At 39.7% G+C, this 19958-nt stretch carries 21 protein-coding genes; 7 read left to right on the top strand and 14 right to left on the bottom strand.

Annotated elements, in window-relative coordinates; genetic code table 11:
* Nucleotides 1-8 precede the first annotated feature (8 nt).
* The 3 genes from JEP36_RS09535 to JEP36_RS09525 all read left to right on the top strand — a co-directional run bounded on the left by JEP36_RS09535 (nt 9) and on the right by JEP36_RS09525 (nt 4473).
* A complete protein-coding gene (locus JEP36_RS09535; protein ID WP_198619283.1) occupies nt 9-1406 on the top strand; it encodes an FAD-dependent oxidoreductase in 1398 nt (465 codons plus the stop codon).
* A 509-nt stretch (nt 1407-1915) separates the two neighbouring features.
* Nucleotides 1916-3190: a C4-dicarboxylate transporter DcuC gene (gene dcuC / locus JEP36_RS09530; protein WP_198630128.1), complete on the top strand. Its 1275-nt coding sequence runs from the start codon at nt 1916-1918 to the stop codon at nt 3188-3190.
* A 14-nt stretch (nt 3191-3204) separates the two neighbouring features.
* A complete protein-coding gene (locus tag JEP36_RS09525; RefSeq protein WP_109371927.1) occupies nt 3205-4473 on the top strand; it encodes an amidohydrolase in 1269 nt (422 codons plus the stop codon).
* Between the two features lie 115 nt (nt 4474-4588).
* Here the strand turns inward: JEP36_RS09525 and sspB are convergent, their stop codons facing one another.
* The 5 genes from sspB to zapE all read right to left on the bottom strand — a co-directional run bounded on the left by sspB (nt 4589) and on the right by zapE (nt 8787).
* Nucleotides 4589-5098 (bottom strand): ClpXP protease specificity-enhancing factor, encoded by a 510-nt coding sequence (sspB, locus tag JEP36_RS09520; protein ID WP_160229959.1) that lies wholly within the window; start codon nt 5096-5098, stop codon nt 4589-4591.
* Between the two features lie 6 nt (nt 5099-5104).
* Nucleotides 5105-5746, bottom strand: a complete 642-nt coding sequence (gene sspA / locus JEP36_RS09515; RefSeq protein WP_023582862.1) for a stringent starvation protein SspA — start codon at nt 5744-5746, stop codon at nt 5105-5107.
* Nucleotides 5747-6400: 654 nt separating this feature from the next.
* Complete coding sequence (gene rpsI, locus JEP36_RS09510; protein WP_004245284.1) at nt 6401-6793, bottom strand: 30S ribosomal protein S9; 393 nt, start codon at nt 6791-6793, stop codon at nt 6401-6403.
* Between the two features lie 15 nt (nt 6794-6808).
* On the bottom strand, nt 6809-7237 hold the full coding sequence (rplM, locus tag JEP36_RS09505; protein ID WP_006535327.1) for a 50S ribosomal protein L13: 429 nt from the start codon (nt 7235-7237) through the stop codon (nt 6809-6811).
* Between the two features lie 434 nt (nt 7238-7671).
* The gene (gene zapE / locus JEP36_RS09500; RefSeq protein ID WP_198630127.1) at nt 7672-8787 is read right to left on the bottom strand and encodes a cell division protein ZapE; all 1116 of its coding nucleotides are present in this window, start codon (nt 8785-8787) and stop codon (nt 7672-7674) included.
* A gap of 203 nt (nt 8788-8990) precedes the next feature.
* Between zapE and zapG the strand changes: the two genes are divergently transcribed.
* From zapG to degS, 3 genes are all read left to right on the top strand, one after another.
* Nucleotides 8991-9395 carry a Z-ring associated protein ZapG gene (gene zapG / locus JEP36_RS09495; RefSeq protein ID WP_023582864.1) on the top strand — a complete coding sequence of 135 codons (405 nt, stop codon included), beginning with the start codon at nt 8991-8993 and terminating at the stop codon, nt 9393-9395.
* Between the two features lie 231 nt (nt 9396-9626).
* Nucleotides 9627-11018, top strand: a complete 1392-nt coding sequence (gene degQ / locus JEP36_RS09490; protein ID WP_109371935.1) for a serine endoprotease DegQ — start codon at nt 9627-9629, stop codon at nt 11016-11018.
* 206 nt (nt 11019-11224) lie between these two features.
* Nucleotides 11225-12295: an outer membrane-stress sensor serine endopeptidase DegS gene (gene degS / locus JEP36_RS09485; RefSeq protein ID WP_109371937.1), complete on the top strand. Its 1071-nt coding sequence runs from the start codon at nt 11225-11227 to the stop codon at nt 12293-12295.
* Between the two features lie 27 nt (nt 12296-12322).
* Here the strand turns inward: degS and JEP36_RS09480 are convergent, their stop codons facing one another.
* From JEP36_RS09480 to mlaF, 9 genes are all read right to left on the bottom strand, one after another.
* The gene (locus JEP36_RS09480; RefSeq protein ID WP_198630126.1) at nt 12323-12568 is read right to left on the bottom strand and encodes a CPCC family cysteine-rich protein; all 246 of its coding nucleotides are present in this window, start codon (nt 12566-12568) and stop codon (nt 12323-12325) included.
* A 33-nt stretch (nt 12569-12601) separates the two neighbouring features.
* Nucleotides 12602-13663: a DUF2157 domain-containing protein gene (locus JEP36_RS09475; protein ID WP_198630125.1), complete on the bottom strand. Its 1062-nt coding sequence runs from the start codon at nt 13661-13663 to the stop codon at nt 12602-12604.
* A gap of 195 nt (nt 13664-13858) precedes the next feature.
* Nucleotides 13859-15121 carry a UDP-N-acetylglucosamine 1-carboxyvinyltransferase gene (gene murA, locus JEP36_RS09470; RefSeq protein ID WP_198619279.1) on the bottom strand — a complete coding sequence of 421 codons (1263 nt, stop codon included), beginning with the start codon at nt 15119-15121 and terminating at the stop codon, nt 13859-13861.
* 47 nt (nt 15122-15168) lie between these two features.
* Nucleotides 15169-15423, bottom strand: coding sequence for a BolA family iron metabolism protein IbaG (gene ibaG / locus JEP36_RS09465; protein ID WP_006535338.1), 255 nt, complete (start codon nt 15421-15423; stop codon nt 15169-15171).
* Nucleotides 15424-15564: 141 nt separating this feature from the next.
* Nucleotides 15565-15858 (bottom strand): lipid asymmetry maintenance protein MlaB, encoded by a 294-nt coding sequence (mlaB, locus tag JEP36_RS09460; protein ID WP_098941205.1) that lies wholly within the window; start codon nt 15856-15858, stop codon nt 15565-15567.
* A 1-nt stretch (nt 15859) separates the two neighbouring features.
* Nucleotides 15860-16489 (bottom strand): phospholipid-binding protein MlaC, encoded by a 630-nt coding sequence (gene mlaC, locus JEP36_RS09455; protein WP_109371945.1) that lies wholly within the window; start codon nt 16487-16489, stop codon nt 15860-15862.
* A 96-nt stretch (nt 16490-16585) separates the two neighbouring features.
* Nucleotides 16586-17122 (bottom strand): outer membrane lipid asymmetry maintenance protein MlaD, encoded by a 537-nt coding sequence (mlaD, locus tag JEP36_RS09450; protein ID WP_099074096.1) that lies wholly within the window; start codon nt 17120-17122, stop codon nt 16586-16588.
* Nucleotides 17123-17125: 3 nt separating this feature from the next.
* On the bottom strand, nt 17126-17905 hold the full coding sequence (gene mlaE, locus JEP36_RS09445) for a lipid asymmetry maintenance ABC transporter permease subunit MlaE (protein WP_109371950.1): 780 nt from the start codon (nt 17903-17905) through the stop codon (nt 17126-17128).
* A gap of 3 nt (nt 17906-17908) precedes the next feature.
* Nucleotides 17909-18721 carry a phospholipid ABC transporter ATP-binding protein MlaF gene (mlaF, locus tag JEP36_RS09440; RefSeq protein WP_100159974.1) on the bottom strand — a complete coding sequence of 271 codons (813 nt, stop codon included), beginning with the start codon at nt 18719-18721 and terminating at the stop codon, nt 17909-17911.
* Between the two features lie 239 nt (nt 18722-18960).
* On the opposite strand from mlaF, the gene JEP36_RS09435 reads away from it, so the two are divergent.
* The gene (locus JEP36_RS09435) at nt 18961-19941 is read left to right on the top strand and encodes a calcium/sodium antiporter (RefSeq protein WP_198619277.1); all 981 of its coding nucleotides are present in this window, start codon (nt 18961-18963) and stop codon (nt 19939-19941) included.
* The last annotated feature ends 17 nt before the right edge of the window (nt 19942-19958 follow it).

The following is a 19958-nucleotide window of genomic DNA, read 5'->3' as shown; positions in this document are numbered from 1 at the left end:
AGAATATTATGAGTCAGAATGTGTATCAGTTTATCGACTTAAATCGTGTTGAGCCGACTAAAAAACCGTTAGCAATTCGCAAAATTGAGTTTGTTGAAATCTATGAGGCCTTTTCACCACAGCAAGCCTCCGCACAAGCTGATCGCTGTTTAGGTTGCGGGAATCCTTATTGTGAATGGAAATGCCCTGTTCATAATTACATTCCTAATTGGTTAAAGCTGGCAAACGAAGGACGTATTATTGAAGCGGCCGAGCTTTCTCATCAAACAAACAGTTTGCCTGAAATTTGTGGTCGCGTTTGCCCTCAAGATAGGCTTTGTGAAGGTGCCTGTACGCTTAATGATGATTTTGGTGCAGTCACAATTGGCAATATTGAACGTTACATCAATGACACCGCCTTAGCACAAGGATGGCGCCCCGATCTTTCTCACGTCACAATGACTGATAAAAAAGTTGCGATTATCGGCGCAGGCCCTGCGGGTCTTGCCTGTGCAGATGTTCTTATTCGTCAAGGTGTGAAACCAGTTGTTTATGATAAACATCCAGAAATTGGGGGATTACTTACGTTTGGGATACCCTCTTTTAAACTCGAAAAATCACTGATGATCCGACGCCGCGAATTATTTAGTGAAATGGGTATCGAGTTTTGCCTTAATACGGAAATAGGCAAGGATATCGCCCTAAATACCCTAATAACACAATATGACGCGGTTTTTCTAGGATTGGGCACTTATCACAGTTTAAGCGGTCATTTTCCTAATGAAAATGCTGATGGTGTTTATAGCGCCCTACCTTATTTAATTGGTAATACACGTTATTTAATGGGTTATGGTGAAGATCCTCAAACACCTTATATCGACCTTAAAGATAAAAATGTAGTGATATTAGGCGGTGGCGATACCGCAATGGACTGTGTGCGTACTGCAATTCGACAAGGTGCAAATAAAGTCACTTGTGTTTATCGTCGTGATGAAAGCAATATGCCAGGTTCAAAACGTGAAGTAAAAAACGCCAAAGAAGAAGGCGGCGAATTTTTATTTAATCTTCAACCTATAGATATTGAAGTTGATAATCAAAATAAAGTGGTTGGTATTCGCGTTATTAAAACTCAAAGTGATAAAACATTAACGCCGATTGAAGGAAGTGAGCATTTGTTATCTACTGATGCGGTTATTCTGGCATTTGGCTTTAAACCTGCACATTATCCATGGTTAGATGAAAATAATATTGAATATGCATCTTCAGGCAGAATTATTATTTCAGATAATCAAGAAATACCAAATCAAACAACAAATCCTAAAGTGTTTGCTGGAGGCGATATTGTACGAGGCTCTGATCTTGTGGTAACAGCAATAGCAGAAGGAAGAGAGGCTGCCGAAGGAATATTGCAATATTTATCATGTTAAATATTTTTTATTTCCGTTATTTTAAATAACAATTTCTCTTGTTTATTATCCCATTTAATTTAAGTGGGATAATTTTGCAATATTATCGGTGAAATTAATAAATAGTATTTAAGGATCATCAAGATATCAGACCAAATAATCATTCTCATTACCATTTAATATAATTTATAGAATAATATTTTGATAAAAAGCGATATTCTTTTTTGTATCAAAATAACACTCCTTATCTATAGTAAATATAATTTATTTTCGTATTTTTTACTTTATCTCTTTTTATTTAACCTTTTTGTCATCTTTTAATGATCATTGTTTTACAGCATTTGTTAATAACATCACAGTCTAAAAAAATAGATTTTATTTCGGCTATTAAATTTGATAACAATCAAATATTGTCAACCTACCAACTTCATAATGGAGTCACCTAATAACTTTACAGAAAAATATAATTTATTGATGTTAGGTTCGCTTTCATAATTAATAGTATTGTCATAATTAACTAGGGGATCACCATGGTGATGCAACTTATAGCCGTAGCCGTTATTATCGTAACTGTCTATTTGCTAATAAAAAAATATGAAACCCGAATGGTACTTATCGGTGCGGGTTTATTGCTTTGTATTTTGAGCCTAAGCCCATTAGATGCGTTTGCCGCATTTAGTGAGCGCATGGTATCTTCATCATTAATTCAAGCAATCTGTTCGAGTATGGGTTTTGCTTATGTTATGAAATATACCAAATGCGATATGCATCTGGTTCATGTTTTATCAAAAGTAATGACTCGTCTGGGCTTCTTCCTTATTCCAGCTACGGTTGTCGTAACGTATTTTATTAATATCGCAATCCCATCAGCAGCAGGTTGTGCGGCAGCGGTAGGTGCGACACTCATTCCATTATTAATCGCAGCACGTATTCACCCAGCTATTGCTGGTGGTGCAGTGTTATGTGGTACTATCGGCTCAATGCTAAGCCCAGGTATGTCGCATAACGCCTTCGTTGCTAACATGGCGAATATGGAAGTGGTTGATTTAATCGCTCGCCATAGCCCATATAGCTTAATGGCTGGTGGTATCGCAGCAGTTTCACTGGCGGTTGTCGCTTTAGTGAAAAAAGAGTTCAAAATGGCTTCTGTTGCGGGTGATGCATCATCTTCATCAGCACAAGCAACGCCAGAAGCTGTTCGCCCTAACTACTTATATGCAACAGCACCTTTCATTCCATTAATCCTGTTAATTCTGCCATTCTTCGAGACTTTCAGTACATTTAAACTGTCTGTACCAGCGGCAATGTTAATCGGTTCTATCTATGCTCTGTTCATCACATTAACTAACCCAGCTCAAATTACGAAAGAGTTCTTTAAAGGTATGGGTAATGCTTATGGTGATGTATTAGGTATCATCATTGCAGCAGCAGTATTCGCAGCAGGTCTGAAAGCATCTGGTTTAATCGACGCGTTCATCAACTTCTTAACTCATTCTCCTGAATTCGCTCGCTGGGGTGGTACTTTAGGGCCATTCTTAATGGGTATTATCACAGGTTCTGGTGACGCAGCAGCATTCGCATTCAACGAAACAGTAACACCTCATGCTGCACAATTCGGTTATGAAATCCCAGACATGGGTATGGCAGCGGCATTATCTGGCGCGTTAGGTCGTACTATGTCACCACTGGCAGGTGCAGCAATTGTTTGTGCTGGTCTTGCAAACGTAAACCCTATGGAAATCGCAAAACGTACTGCACCGGGTATGATTATCGGCGTCATCGCTGTTGCGTTATTCATGTTATAAGTGGAGAAATGAATATGTCAGCAATTACACTAGAAAAATTAATTAAATGGCGTCGTGAGTTTCACCAATATCCAGAAATTGGTTGGTCAGAATTTTTAACCACAGCAAAAATCGTCAAAGAACTACGTAGCTTAGGTTTAGAAGTTAAAGTTGGCCCAGACGTTATCAATCAAGAGTTTGCTTTTGGTCGCCGCCGTCAAGTCGTTGAAAAAGGTCTAGCTGTTGCAAGAGAGCATAAAGTTGATGAAGCTCTACTTGATGAAATGAAAGAGCTAACTGGCTGTGTGGCTATCTTTGACAGTGGTAAAGCAGGCCCAACAGTAGCACTGCGTTTTGATATCGACTGTGTTGGTGTTAACGAAGCAACAGAAGCAAAACACCGTCCTCATGCAGAGAACTTTGCTTCTTGTCACGCAGGCGAAATGCATGCTTGTGGTCACGATGGACACATCTCTATCGGTTTAGGTGTTGCTCACTGGTTAGTTGAGAATAAAGATAAAGTGGTTGGTAAAGTTAAAATTCTATTCCAACCAGCAGAAGAAGGTGTTCGTGGTGCTCGTGCAATGGCAGAAAGTGGTATCGCAGATGATGCTGATTACTTCTTAGGTGCTCACTTAGGCTTTATCGCCAACAGTGGTGAAATTGTTATTAACCCAACACATTTCTTATGTACCACTAAATATGACTTCCGCTTTAAAGGCGCACCATCTCACGCAGGCGCAGAGCCAGAACTTGGTCGTAATGCTTTAGCGGGTGCTTGCCACGCGGCAACACAAATGCTGGGCATTTCTCGCCATGGTAAAGGAATGTCACGTATCAACATCGGTGTATTAAAAGCCGGTGAAGGCCGTAACGTCACCCCAGCTAACGCAGAAATGCAAATTGAAGTTCGTGGTGAAAATGAAGAGATCAACAGCTTTATGGCTGCAAATGCAGTACGTATGGCTGAAGGCGCAGCACATAGCTTCCAGTTAGAAATGGAAAGCGAAATCATGGGTGAAGCCGTTGACTTGACGAATGACCAAGAACTGATTGATGTTATGACCAAAGTTGTAGGTAAACATTCTGAACTAACTGCGGTTGCAACTCGCCCATTCGGTGGTAGTGAAGATGCAACAGTATTAGCAAAACGGGTACAACGTTGTGGTGGTAAATCACTGTACTTCGTTGTTGGTGCCGATAGAACAGCGGGTCACCACCAAGCAGGCTTTGACTTCGACGAAAAACAATTAATGACTGCAGTTAATCTTTACACTGGTTGTTTAGAAGAACTGCTGAAATAATTTCAGCCCAATCATTAATTTAAACGCCCTATAGAAATATAGGGCGTTTTTTTATGTACAAAAAAACCCAGTTCAAATGAACTGGGTTTTTCATTAATACAAATAAGATAATCTCTTATTTCACTACACGCAATGATGGACGACCTGTAGGACGAGGTGGCTCTGGATCATCATCTGGTGGCGTTACATCATCAGAAACAGGTTTATCCGTTACTAATGATAAGACTTCGCCAACAGGAGCATCTGGTGTTTCTTGATGCTCATCTTCAGCAAACTGTAATGATGCACCAGATTCATAAGCAGGCTCTGGCTCAAACATCATTCCCGCACCGTTTTCTCTCGCATAAATAGCCATAACAGCAGCCATAGGCACTCGCACTTTACGAGGTATGCCACCAAAGCTTGCACTAAATAAAACCTGATACGGTGTTAACTCTAATTCATCTACAGCACGAGATGAAATATTTAGTACAATTTGACCATCATGCGCATATTCCATTGGGACTTGAACACCGACAACATTCACATCAACAACTAAATGTGGTGTTAAATCGTTTTCGATGATCCAGTCATAATGCGCACGTAATAAATGCGGACGACGCGGAGACATATCCATAATCTCCATACTTAATTACCCTCTTGAAGGTAAGCGCATCTCACGCTCTGCTTCGGTTAATGACGCGAGGAAAGAATCACGCTCAAAAACACGCTGCATATAAATTTGTACATCTTTAGCGCCAGCACCACTTAAATCTACACCGAGCACTGGTAAACGCCATAACAGAGGAGCAAGGTAGCAATCTACTAAGCTGAACTCTTCACTCATAAAGTAAGGATATTCTTTAAACACAGGAGATACAGCCAGTAGCTCTTCTGCTAACTGTTTACGAGCGGCATTTGCTTGCTGTTCAGTTCCTTTTTCGATGGTGTTCATTAAAGAATACCAATCATGCTCGATGCGATGCATCATTAAACGGCTGCTACCACGAGCAACAGGATAAACTGGCATTAAAGGAGGATGAGGGAAGCGTTCATCAAGGTATTCCATGATGATGCGTGAATCATACAGAGTCAGCTCACGATCAACCAAAGTCGGTACACTTTGGTAAGGGTTTAGATCGATAAGATCCTGTGGAAGATTACCAGCTTCAACCTGTTCAATTTCAACACTGACACCTTTCTCCGCTAGGACAATTCTGACCTGATGGCTGAAAATATCAGTCGGACCGGAAAACAAAGTCATTACCGAACGTTTGTTGGCAGCGACAGCCATGAAAACCTCCAAGTTAATCAATTAAAGAAATGAATTAGCACAATGCCTTTTCCATTTCCCCATTCCTAAAAGACAAGCACACAAACGCAGTAGACCTAAATAAACATTTAAGCTATTAACTGCATTGGGTAACTACCTGTATAACAGTGTTATCGTGGGATAATCATATTTTACAGGGTTAAAAACTCACCTGTCTTTGCGGCACATATCATTATCAAGTAATACCAAAATAATCATTCAACAATCATATTGTCATAATAATTTTGGTATGACTTTCAAACTCATCACTGGTATTACGATCAATATACCCATTGGCAACATGATGAAGTCATAGAAAGAAAGACATCAAAGCTCGCTATTCTACCAGAATTCATGTTACTTAGGGGGGCTAATGCAAATAATTCAACACAATATGCCACACTACCTTAAAAGTAAGATTATAATATCAAAAAATGAAATTATTTAGAGATAACATCTGAAAAATAGACTTTTTAATACTATCGTTATCTTACATATAGCCTGTTTTATGAGTAACAGCCTCATGTATTAGCAACATTATGTTTTTATTATTAATAAGCACAAATAAGTTAAAAATAAAAAACCCGCCTGTGAAGACGGGTTTTCAACATCAAATTGATATCTAAAGATAACAAATTAACGTTTAGAGAACTGTGGACGACGACGTGCTTTACGCAGACCCACTTTCTTACGTTCAACAGAACGCGCATCACGGGTTACGAAACCAGCTTTACGCAGATCAGAACGTAGAGTCTCATCATATTCCATCAGTGCACGAGTGATACCGTGACGGATCGCGCCAGCTTGACCAGAAATACCACCACCTTTAACAGTGATGTATAAATCTAATTTACCCAGCATATCAACTAATTCCAGCGGTTGACGAACAACCATACGTGCTGTTTCGCGGCCGAAGTAAACTTCTAGGCTACGTTTGTTGATTACGATATTACCGCTACCTGGCTTAATGAAGACACGTGCGGAAGAACTTTTGCGGCGACCTGTGCCGTAGTATTGATTATCAGCCATTGCCTATTATCCCGATTAAATGTCCAGAACTTGCGGTTGTTGTGCCGCGTGGTTGTGCTCAGATCCTGCGTAAACTTTCAGTTTACGATACATCGCACGACCCAGAGGCCCTTTTGGCAGCATGCCTTTTACCGCGATTTCGATTACACGCTCAGGACTACGGGCGATCATCTCTTCGAAAGTCGCTTGTTTGATACCACCTACGTGACCAGTATGACGGTAGTAAACTTTGTCAGTACGTTTATGACCAGTTACCGCTACTTTCTCAGCGTTTAAAACGATGATGTAATCACCAGTATCAACGTGCGGAGTGTATTCCGCTTTGTGCTTACCGCGTAAACGGCTAGCAATTTCAGTTGCTAAACGGCCTAAAGTTTTGCCGTCTGCATCAACAACGTACCAGTCGCGTTTTACGGTTTCTGGTTTAGCTGTAAAAGTTTTCATTATTGAAAATTACCCAATGTTTAGTTACACGTTGGTGAACGCTCGGTTCAAATACTATTGAGGTTCACACGACTCTTGTGTCCAGCAAACCTACCCCTTCGAGTAGCACTGCTGACTCTAAAATGCGAGTTTTTTGGGAAATAAAAAACTTGCTGCAACGTGGGGTCGCAAGATTATAGAGAAGTCAGAAAAAAAAATCGAGTCATAATTGAAAAACAATTGAATTCTTTTTCAATATTTCAGCGAAAAAAACGAATCTGGCACTTTTTTCTGATTTGACTGATAAATTCTTGCTACCTGAAGAGAAGAATTGTTCCTTTCCAGAGCGCTTGTAAGCTGCCTAATGCACTCTATTTTCATAGAAAAAAACATCAAGCAACTTAACCTGCGTCATCCTACCATAATGAAAGATGACTTTCTTCAAGAATTAAAAATTAAGCGAGATGGGGTTGTACTAAATATTCTTCACTTTGCATCTCTTGTAAACGAGATAAGCAACGTTTATATTCAAAACGTAAAAAATCACCTTGGTAAATCTCGTTCATTTCTACATTTGCATTAATAATAAGTTTCACCTTACGCTCATAAAACTCATCAACAAGCGCTAGAAACCGACGCGCAGCGTCTTCATTTAATGTCCCCATTTGCTCCATGTCATATAACAAAACAGAGTGGTAATGCTTAGAAAGCTCAATGTAATCAAGCTGACTACGTGGTTCCATACACAAGGTTGAAAAATTAATAGCGAGTACCCCATTAGATGCTTTTCTTACTTTCATGGGGCGATGGTTAATGGTTAAGGTACAATCAACTTGCGGTTCGCTGGTTGCCAAGTGCATGAAAATTCTATCCATCTCCTGACGATTTTTATCATTAAGTGGAGATAAAAAAAGATGCGCTTGCGTTAATGTTCTTAGTCGATAATCAATCCCTGCATCCACATTTAAAATATCGCAGTGTTGTTTGATTTGCTCTATTGCAGGTAAAAAACGAGAACGCTGTAATCCGTTACGATAAAGCTCATCAGGTGGAATATTTGATGTCGCCACCAATGTGATACCTCTAGCAAATAACGCCTCAAGCAAGGTACCTAAAATCATCGCATCAGTAATATCAGAAACGAAAAACTCATCAAAACAGAGCACATCAGTTTGCGTTTTAAATCCATCAGCAATAATTTCTAGCGGATTTTCATGGCCTTGTAAGTTTTTTAGTTCTTCTTGAACACGTAACATAAAGCGATGGAAATGTAAGCGAAGCTTTCGTTCTGTCGGCAAGCTTAGATAAAACATATCCATGAGCCATGTTTTACCTCGTCCAACACCGCCCCACATATATAGACCACGTTCTGGTGTAACAATCTGTTTTTTTGTGCGAATTCGCCCGAATAATCGTTGGGTTAGCGAATTTTTTTCTGGTGGAGTCTCTTTTAATAATGCATGGTATATCTGTTGAAGATGGAGAACCGTTTTTCTCTGAACATCATCAGGTTGATAATCACCTTGCTTCAATGCGGCTTCATAAAGTGATAACGGCGTACTAACAGTCATGAATGCCCTCTTATCCTTAATTTTCTGACATACTGATTTGTGTCTGTCGAATGGCTCTATTATAAGCATTAAGAATTGTTTTAACATCAACGTAACACACGAATTTTATATTAAGCTTAAGGATATTATTCCACCCATGCCTTTTAGCGGTTATGATGTTATAAGAATCCATCGTCCTCACTATTAGATGAAAAGGAGTTGCCATGGTTTGGGTTTATGCACTGATTGGATTAGTTGTCGGTCTTATTATCGGCGCACTTGCAATGCGTTACGGTAACAGCACCCTTCGTCAACAAGATGCTATCAAAGCAGAGTTAGACACAAAAAAAGAAGAACTTGATACTTATCGCAATGAGCTTGTCAGCCACTTTGCTAGAAGTGCTGAACTATTAGATAACATGGCGAGAGATTACCGTCAGCTTTATCAACATATGGCAAAAAGCTCTAATGAGCTCATGCCTGATATGCCTGCTCAAGAAAATCCATTTAATTACCGTTTAAGCGAATCAGAAGCAGCGAATGACCAATCTCCAATAAAAATGCCACCTCGTGATTACTCCGAAGGAGCATCTGGATTGTTCAGACCCACAGATAAAAAAGACAGTTAATATTAAAAACGCCACATTTTTTGTGGCGTTTTTCTTTCTAACAAACGTCATAAAATGACAATTATTTGCTATGGTTTTAAAGATAGCTTTTGTCTTGTAAATCCGTGTAAAAGGAAGCAAAGCACATCATGTCTTAATGAACTTTCCTTTGTCAGTACAGGTCTTAGTGACATCGCGCTCATTTTGAGCAAAAACTTTTATTTTGATAACTGTATCAAGAGACTCTAATTCATGTTGACTAAAAAAAGAAAATTATTACTTAGTGCATTAGCAATGAGTGTCGGACTTTCACTCTCTACTATTCCAGCAACCAGTATGGCTGCACTACCTGCTGTGATGCCATCAGGCGAACAACTGCCAAGCCTTGCACCGATGTTAGAAAAAGTGTTACCTGCGGTTGTCAGTGTGCACGTTTCAGGAACGCGAGTACAAAACCAGCAAGTGCCCGAAGAGTTCAAATTCTTCTTTGGCCCCAATTTCCCATCACAACAACAAAGTGTACGCCCTTTTGAAGGCTTAGGCTCTGGCGTCATTATTGATGCACAAAAAGGCTATGTATTAACAAATAACCACGTTGTTGATGGTGCAGATAAAATTCAACTGCAAATTAATGATGGCCGTGAATTTAGTGCAAAATTAATTGGTAGCGATCCACAAACCGATATCGCATTACTGCAAATTGAAAAACCAACCAACTTAACCGCAATTAAAATGGCGGATTCTGACCAACTACGTGTTGGTGACTTTGCGGTTGCAGTCGGTAACCCATTTGGTTTAGGCCAAACAGCAACATCCGGTATTATTTCCGCACTAGGTCGTAGCGGTTTAAATCTTGAAGGTTTAGAGAACTTTATCCAGACCGATGCTTCAATCAACCGTGGTAACTCTGGTGGCGCGCTCGTTAACTTGAATGGTGAGTTAATCGGAATTAACACTGCTATTTTAGCACCAGGTGGTGGCAATATCGGTATTGGCTTCGCCATCCCAAGCAATATGGCGCGTGACCTTAGCCAACAACTGATTTCTCATGGTGAAGTTAAACGTGGCATATTAGGTATTCGCGGTACAGAAATGAATTCTGATCTGGCGAAATCCTTTAATATTGATGCACAACGCGGTGCTTTTGTTAGCGAAGTAATGCCAGATTCATCTGCTGCAAAAGCAGGCATTAAACCGGGTGACGTTTTAATTTCAGTTGATGGTAAACGTATCAATAGCTTTGCTGAATTAAGAGCTAAAGTGGGTACAACACCGCCAGGTAAAGAGATCCTAATTGGTTTAATCCGTCAAGGTAAACCAATGGATGTGAAAGTGACATTAGAGAAACAATCGGCAGATGCAACACGCGCAGATAACTTCTCTCCTGCACTACAAGGTGCAACATTAAGTAACTATGTGAATAAACAAGTGAAAGCTGTTGCAGTCGATTCTGTCGAAAAAGATTCAGCCGCTGCTGCATCTGGTTTACAAAAAGGCGACCTTATTATTGGTATCAATAATACGCCAATTACATCACTAGGCGATTTACGCAAAGCAATTGATGCTAAACCGCCTGTTCTTGCATTGAATATTCAACGTGGCAATGAACAAATTTATCTGCTGTTACGTAATACACCGCGCTAAGAAGTAAGCTTTCACCTATCTAATTTATTGATTTCCTTAGCCCTGTAATATCTATTATAGGGCTTTTTTTATATCTATTTTTGATGAGCGTCATTGGCTTAAAAGGGGATTTTATGCGTTGAGCGATGCTTTCATAAGTTAAACTATGCTATTCTCACCCCTTCTACGCGAATAATTTCACAGTCAGACATAAATACAGGATTTTTATGTTAACTAAATTACTGCGATCAACTCTAATTGGTCTTCTCACAGCAGCAATTCTTTTGATTGCAGTTCCTTCAATTCGCCCTATTTTTATTGAACGCCTACTTAATGGCGATTTTCTCAATGCGCCTTTTAGCTATAACACAGCAGTACGACGAGCCGCCCCTGCGGTTGTTAATGTTTATAGCAGTACGATGGGAAGCTTTTCTCAAGAAGGTCGTGAGCTGACATCTTTAGGCGCTGGCGTCATTATGGATGGTCGTGGTTATATTCTGACAAATCAACATGTTATTAATAATGCTGATCAAATTATTGTTGCGTTACAAAATGGTGATCTCTATGAAGGTTTACTCGTTGGCTCTGATCCATTAACTGATCTTGCTGTGTTAAAGATTGATGCAGATAAACTCCCGACGATCCCCATTAATAGTAAACGAATTTCTCATGTTGGTGATGTTGTACTGGCTATTGGTAATCCCTTTAATATTGGACAAACTATTACTCAAGGGATCATCAGTGCTACGGGTCGAGTTGGGTTAAGTCCAACACGCTACCAAAACTTTCTACAAACAGATGCCTCAATTAATGAAGGCAACTCGGGTGGCGCATTAATTAATACTGAAGGCGAACTTGTGGGTATTAATACCATGACGTTTGATTCAGGTACTTATAATGGATATCGCCCTAGTGCAGAAGGATTAGGCTTCGCTATTCCGACTGAACTTGCTGTAAAAATTATGAATAAGCTTATTCGTGATGGTCGTGTTATTCGTGGTTTTATTGGTATCACAGCAAAAGAATTACCTAAAATTCGTTCATCAAATACCGACATCAAACAAATTCAAGGGTTGCGCATTTTCCGTATCACACCAAATAGCCCAGCAGATAAAGCAGGAATAAAAACTGGCGATATCATTCTTAGCATTAATCATGCACCAGCGACTTCTGCGATGGAAATGATGGATTATATTGCTGAGACGCGCCCCGGTACGGTATTACCTGTAACATTATTGCGTGATGGCAATGAAATTAATGTCGATGTCACCATTTCGGAATACCAACCAGAATCATAACTAACAAAAAAATCTCCCTATTTTTGACTAGTAGGGAGATTTCATATAGAACGTTGCACTTTGTAAGCAACTTTCTTTAAAGCTTTGGGTATTACGATAGTCCTCTAATGTGCTGTGATTACAACCGCTATATTGTCCTTCTTTAGTACCATCATTTTGCCAGCCACATACGGGGCAGATCTCAAAAAATGCCTCATCTTTATCTTTGAAAACAAAATAATGGCATGCAACACAGCTCACTTCTAAAGGAAGATGACAACTTCGCTTTTCCATAGGATTAGCTCTCCTATCATATCGTTAATTATACTATTCGCTCTTACTCTCTTTATTAGCAATTGAGTTATTTTCAACAGCATGCCAAATTTTTTCGGCTTTTCGCCCAATTAAAATCAGTGAAACCGCCAAAATAAAGAAAAAAATCGCACTGTGTAAACTATCCCAGAAATATTCAAAGAATCGGGTATAAAGGTTGATACCAAGGAATGTTAGGCCAAATCCTCTTAACATACCGTCATCTGTTTTAAGGCTTATATAAATACAGATAACGGCGACAACACCAAATAATAGCGCCCAAGGCAATAAATTCACACTTGAAGTGCGATACCACGTATCTGGATCGTAATTACCGAAAATAGACATTATCCATAGTGCAATAAACAGATAAGTCAGCCCCATTATTTTTGTCATGGTAAATAAACGACGGTGTATCAATATATTTTGTAGGAAATAACAGCTTGCTAATAATACTGCGCCAAAGAAGACAAAGCGGATAGGATAGTTCATCCCTAACCAATAAGCGCCCCATCCTGACATATAGCCAGTTTCAGCACCAAACCAATTTCCTAACATCAATAAGAAGAATAACCACACCAACGAGGAACGACTGATAAATCCAATTGCACCATAAATAACACAACCGATTAGAAAGAGAGGAGCAATATGACCACTTCCTGTATCCAGTAATTCTCCCAGTTGCCAAAGGAAAATAGCCGTAAACATCACACCTAAAAAGAGAATAAACTCAGTACTGTAATGCCACTGTGTCTCTTTTCGCTGACGTTTAAATCCCCATAAATAGAGCGCAGAAGCAATAAGTGCAGGAGAGATAACTCGCATAATTTCAGAAACACTAAAAATCTCAATTAAATAATAGACTAATGCGCTATCGCTAAAGATACTCCCAGCGGCAATAATCAAACAGACCATTGCTATCCAAAATGCGTAGCGACTTAATCTTTTCCAATCAAAAGGAATACGATGCAACGTACTTCCTAATTGTTGATATTCTTGTGTCGAGATTGCACCAGATTGTTGCCATTCATCCAGTGCTTGGCGAACTAGGCGCTCTTGTTTCCTTGTTACCTGCATATATGTCCCTTCCTTTTAGCTCATAGAGATTTCTCTAAAACAGGTCTATTTTCTTACTGTATCTTGTCACGCAAGAAATGCCTTATGAATTATCCTATTCTATTGAGAGCCCTATTGAAATAATGCGCAAAAAAAAACCATAGCACAACAATGCACTATGGTTTTAAATCGCTAAAAAAGGATAACTAAAATAAATTAGTCATTAGAGCGCAAACGTTCTATTTTTGCCCCTAATCCTTGTAATTTGGCTTCAATATTTTCATAACCACGGTCGATATGATAAATACGATCAACAATGGTTGTGCCTTCAGCAATACAGCCTGCAAGTACTAGACTTGCAGAAGCACGTAAATCGGTTGCCATCACTTGTGCGCCTGACAGTTTTTCAACACCGTGGCATAACACAGTATTGCTTTCAATTTCAGCGTGAGCGCCCATACGGATAAGCTCAGGAATGTGCATAAAACGATTTTCAAAAATAGTTTCAGTGATCATGCCCGCGCCTTCAGCAACTAAATTTAAAAGGCTAAATTGTGCTTGCATATCGGTTGGAAAACCCGGATGTGGCGCAGTACGCAATGTTACCGCTTTAGGGCGTTTACCATGCATATCAAGGCTTATCCAATCTTCACCCACTTCAATATCTGCACCAGCTTCACGTAATTTTGCTAACACAGCATCTAACGTATCAGGTTTTGCATTACGACAAACAACGCGACCACGCGAAATAGCAGCAGCAACTAAGAAAGTCCCTGTTTCAATACGATCAGGTAGAATTTGATAAGTACCGCCACCAAGGCGTTCTACACCTTCAATAGTAATGCTGTCTGTACCTGCACCACTAATTTTGGCACCTAATGTATTGAGGAAGTTTGCGGTATCTTCAATTTCAGGCTCTCTTGCCGCATTTTCAATGATGGTTTTGCCTTCAGCTAATACCGCAGCCGTCATAATAGTGATAGTGGCGCCCACGCTCACTTTATCCATGACAATATGTGCGCCTTTTAAACGCCCATTAACACGTGCTTTCACATAACCTTCATCCAGTGTAATTTCAGCGCCTAATTGCTCTAAACCTGTGATATGAAGATCAACAGGACGAGCACCAATGGCACAGCCACCCGGTAAAGAAACCTGACCTTGACCAAAACGAGCCACCAGCGGGCCTAAAGCCCAAATAGAAGCACGCATGGTTTTTACTAACTCGTAAGGAGCGCAAAATTCATTAATGTTACGAGCATCAACAAAAACAGAGCCATTACGTTCAACATTAGTTCCCAAGCGATTAAGTAACTTAATCGTTGTATCGATATCTTTTAATTTAGGAACATTGGTTAATTCTACTGGCTCTTCGGCAAGGATCGCAGCGAACAGGATTGGTAGTGCGGCATTTTTTGCGCCTGAAATAGTGACCTCACCTGATAAACAGGTTGGTCCTTGTACTCTAAATTTATCCATCTGTAGAACTCTCTTTTTATTTTGCTGTACGCTGTATACCTACTGGATTAAAGCCCGTTAAGTTTACGATCTCTCTTCCACTCTTCAGGTGTGTAGGCTTTAATAGACAAAGCGTGAATACGGTTATCTGCGATATATTCCATCAAAGGGGCATAAATGGTTTGTTGTTGTTTTACTCTGCTCATTCCCTCAAACATTGCGCCAACAACGACAACTTGAAAATGACTACCATCACCATTGACGATGACTTCATCTAACGACAGGCTGTCCATTAATACTTGTTTGATTTCATTTGTATCCATAATTGCTCAATCTCAACGTTAAAATAATAATCAGTCGTCTATCCTAATGGAATCCGCTCTACTCTTAAACCATCAAAAACCCCCTTAATGATAAAAGTATCACGAAGGGGGCTTTTTAATACCTTTACTCAAAAATCTGTATTAGGCAATATTCATAATTTCATCAAGATCATAGAGTGTAATTAATGTTTGAAAACGCTCACTTACACCTTGAATAATAAATTGACGATTTTGCTCTTCCATTTCTGCTTTTAAGTGAACAAAAAGTGCCAACCCTGTTGAATCAATATGTCCTAAGGCAGAAATATCAATGATATTAATATCAGCTAATAATGCTTTACGCTGCTGCCAAGCAGGCAATAACGTTTCACGATCTAGCGTTCCTTGGAAATAGAGGACACCCTCCTTTTTTTCCCAATTTAACGAAGCTGACATGTTATTTTTTCTCATCCAGTGTGATTGGTGTTTTAGCACTGATTTCTAACTGTTTTGTTAAACCATCAACACCTTTAGAATTTAAAATATCTGACCACTCATTCTGTTTTGTTGTGATCATGCTTACACCTTCAGCAATCATATCATAAGCTTGCCATTCACCTGTTTTACTGTTTTTACGCCATTGGAAATCAAGGCGAACAGGTGGGCGGCCATTTGTATCGATAATGGTGACGCGAATAGTTAGCGTTGACTTATCTGCGAAAGGTTTTGCTGGCTCAATACGGTATTCTTGACCTTCATACATGGCTAATGCTTGACCATAGACTTGAGCAAGATACGCTTCAAATGCAGTGAAATAAGCATCACGTTGCGCTGGTGTTGCATTACGATAATGTGGGCCTAACACTAATGCACCTGCATATTTAATATGTACATAAGGCAGTAATTCTTGCTGAACAATTTGACGTAAAAGTTCAGGATTTTTACGAATTTCAGGCTGTTCATTTTTTAATTTACTAAAGGTCTTTTGTGCCGCATCTTCCATCAATGCGTAAGGATTGGTTTTATCTACCGCCATAGCAAAAGGCGTTATCACTAATAGTGCGACCATCAATAAGCGTTTAAACATACGTTCGCTTCTCCTCAAATAGGGTTTCAATAATACGATGCATTTATTACGCAAAATCTAGCTAAATGTATAAGTGCATCGTATAGGAATTCATGATTAAGGTAATGCAGAGTGTTCTTCTGTTGGTTTAGATTCAGATTTAGCTGAATCATCACCATCACCCGTTTTATAAAGGAATTGACCAATAAGATCTTCTAGCACCATTGCTGAATTAGTGTTTGTGATCCGTCCCCCGTCTTTTAACAGAGTAGAATCTAACGCTTCATCATAAAAACCTAAATTCAATGCAAGGAACTGCTCACCTAATAAACCAGATGTACGAATAGACAGTGAGCTACTTTCTGGAATGTGGTCATAAATGCTCAGAATATCGAGCGCGACTTCAGGGCGATAGTTTCCTTCATCTTCTTCTTTTAAGGTGATAGAAGAAACACGACCAATCACCACACCACCAATCTTAACTGGAGAGCGCTCTTTTAACCCACCAATATTACCGAAGCTGGCATAAACGCGATAAGTCGGTTGGTTACCCATTTCTTTAATATCAGCGACTTTAAGACATAAGAAAATCACAGCAGCTAACGCAATCAGAACAAATAGACCAACCCAAACTTCAATTTTTTTACTTTGCATGACTTAGTTCCCAAACATCAGTGCTGTTAGCACAAAATCTAAACCCAATACGGCTAACGATGAATGAACAACAGTACGTGTTGTTGCTCTGCTAATCCCTTCTGATGTTGGGATTGCGTCATACCCGTTAAAGAGCGCTATCCAAGTGACGGTAATGGCAAAAACGACACTTTTAATAAAGCAGTTCACTAAATCGAGTCGCCATTCAACGGCACCCTGCATAGATGCCCAGAAAAAGCCTTCATCGATCCCTTTCCAATCCACCCCCACAATTGCACCGCCCCAAATACCGATGGCAACAAAAATAAGTGAAAGTAATGGCATACTAATAAGCCCCGCCCAAAAGCGAGGAGCAACGACACGTCTTAAAGGATCGACTGCCATCATTTCTAAACTAGAAATTTGTTCTGTGGCTTTCATTAAGCCGATTTCAGCGGTTAAGGCTGAACCTGCTCGACCTGCAAATAATAATGCAGTCACCACAGGACCTAATTCTCTTAACAATGAGAGTGCGACCATCATGCCAAGACTAGCTTCAGCACTAAAAGTGGTTAAAACAAGATAGCCTTGTAATCCCAACACCATGCCAATAAACAGCCCAGACACCATGATAATTAATAAGGATTGAACACCAACGTTATACAGTTGCTTCATTAACAGAGGCCACTGTTTACGAAATTCGGGCTTACCGACTAATGCTCGAAAGAGCATAATGCCAGCTCTCCCGAAGGTTGCAAAAATCGCTAATGCTCTAGTACCAATGCGAGATAATAAATTTACCACGTACTAATTTCCTCGTCCTAATAGGTCGTCCTGATAATCTCCCGCAGGAAAACGGAAAGGCACAGGGCCATCAGCAATACCATCTAAAAACTGCCTTACTTGCCTATCTGGGTTATCCTGTAATTCTTGTGCACTGCCTTGAGCAATCACTTTCTGCTCCGCAACAATATAGGCGTAATCTGCGATACTCAACACTTCGGGTACATCATGGGAAACCACAACACAAGTCACACCAAGCGCATGATTTAACTCATCAATTAGCTTAACCAGCACACCCATTGTGATAGGATCTTGCCCAACAAAAGGCTCATCAAACATAATCAGTTCAGGATCAAGCGCGATAGCTCTTGCTAATGCCGCCCTTCTCGCCATTCCTCCTGATAATTCAGAAGGCATTAAACTTGCCGCACCACGTAATCCCACGGCTTCAAGTTTCATCATCACCGTTGTACGGATCAATGCTTCAGGTAAATTTGTATGCTCTCTTAGTGGAAACGCCACATTTTCAAACACATTCATGTCAGTGAACAGTGCGCCTGATTGAAAAAGCATACTCATTTTTTTTCTTGCCTGATACAACGCAGAACGTGATAGCGCAGGAATATTATCGCCATCAAACCAAATTTCACCACTATCTGGAAGGATTTGTCCTCCCATTAGACGTAACAAGGTTGTTTTACCAATCCCTGAAGGGCCCATAATCGCAGTCACTTTCCCTCTCGGTACAACAAGATTGATCTCAGAGAAGATCTTTCTGCTACCGCGAGTGAAGTTCATATTGCGCACTTCAATTAGATTGTCAGATTGTGCGTTCATGAATAAAACATCCTCAAGCCTGTCTGCATAAACGAATTTTTACGCTATTTTGGCAGGTCATTCGCCATGTTACAAAGAAATCACCACTATTTAGCAATTTATTGCACGGTTAATTTTACTTTTCGTGCTTGGCTAGTCAAAATATGGTTAATTAGCAAAACCTTTTGACAATATGTTTTTTTATCAGCCCTGTCTTATTGGTTTTTTCTTTATTCGCTCATTGTTGGAAAACTGATGGCATGTTGATTACTTTGTCTCTTTTAATTTTTGGGTTGATGTTACTTGTTTATGCATCAGACCGATTAGTTTATGGTGCGAGCGTTTTTGCGCAATCGTTAAAAATTCCGCCAGCCGTTATCGGTATCTTAATTGTAGGTACTGGTACTTCACTGCCTGAGCTTTTTGTTTCAACTGATGCCGCAGTTCATAATTTGCCTGATATCGCTATCGGGACAGCCATTGGCTCGACACTCACCAACCTTCTCCTCATCGCAGGTATTGGCGCGATGATTTACCCCATGAACATTCAGTCCGCAGTGCTAAAAAAAGAGCTTCCCTTAATGATTATAGTCATCATGCTCGTTGGCATTATTGTTTCTAGCGGAAACTTAGGGCTTAGAGAAGGCTCACTGCTCTTTTTTATTGGTTTTGCATCCATTTTTCTAATGATAAAAACAATGCATAAAACACTAACACAAGAGCGCCACGTATTACCTTTAGAAACCTTAACCCGTTTTGAATTACAGACAAATCCCCGTAATTCTGTTGCACTTTTTTGGGTCGTTATTGCTTTACTGATTATTCCAGTTGCGACCCAAATGATATTAGATAATGTCTTTATTTTAATGCAACAGTATCATCTTAGTGGATTTTTTGTTGGTTTAACCTTGCTATCTATTGGAACAAGCCTACCTGAGTTAGCAACAACCATTGTGGCAGCACTAAGACGCGAGAATGAGTTAGCATTAGGGAATATTATAGGTGCTAATATTTTCAATCTAACTTTTGTCTTGGGCATGCCAGCATTACTCTCACCAAGCACATTTAATATCAATACATTTTATTTTAGTTTTGCTGTACTTGGTGTCGCCAGTTTACTGTTTTCTCTCTTTTCATTAGGGCGCAAACAGCGTCTTAATCGAGGAAAAGGGATATTCTTGTTAGTTTGCTTTATTGTTTATATTACGGTGTTGTGCGTCGCACATTCTCTCTTAACCTAAAATAAATGGTACAAAAA

Origin of the sequence: Proteus sp. PR00208 (assembly GCF_016238545.1) — a bacterium.
In the GTDB taxonomy this organism is placed as follows: Bacteria; Pseudomonadota; Gammaproteobacteria; order Enterobacterales; family Enterobacteriaceae; genus Proteus.
Note: the sequence above shows the minus strand (reverse complement) of the source record. Positions and strands in the feature narration are given on the sequence as shown.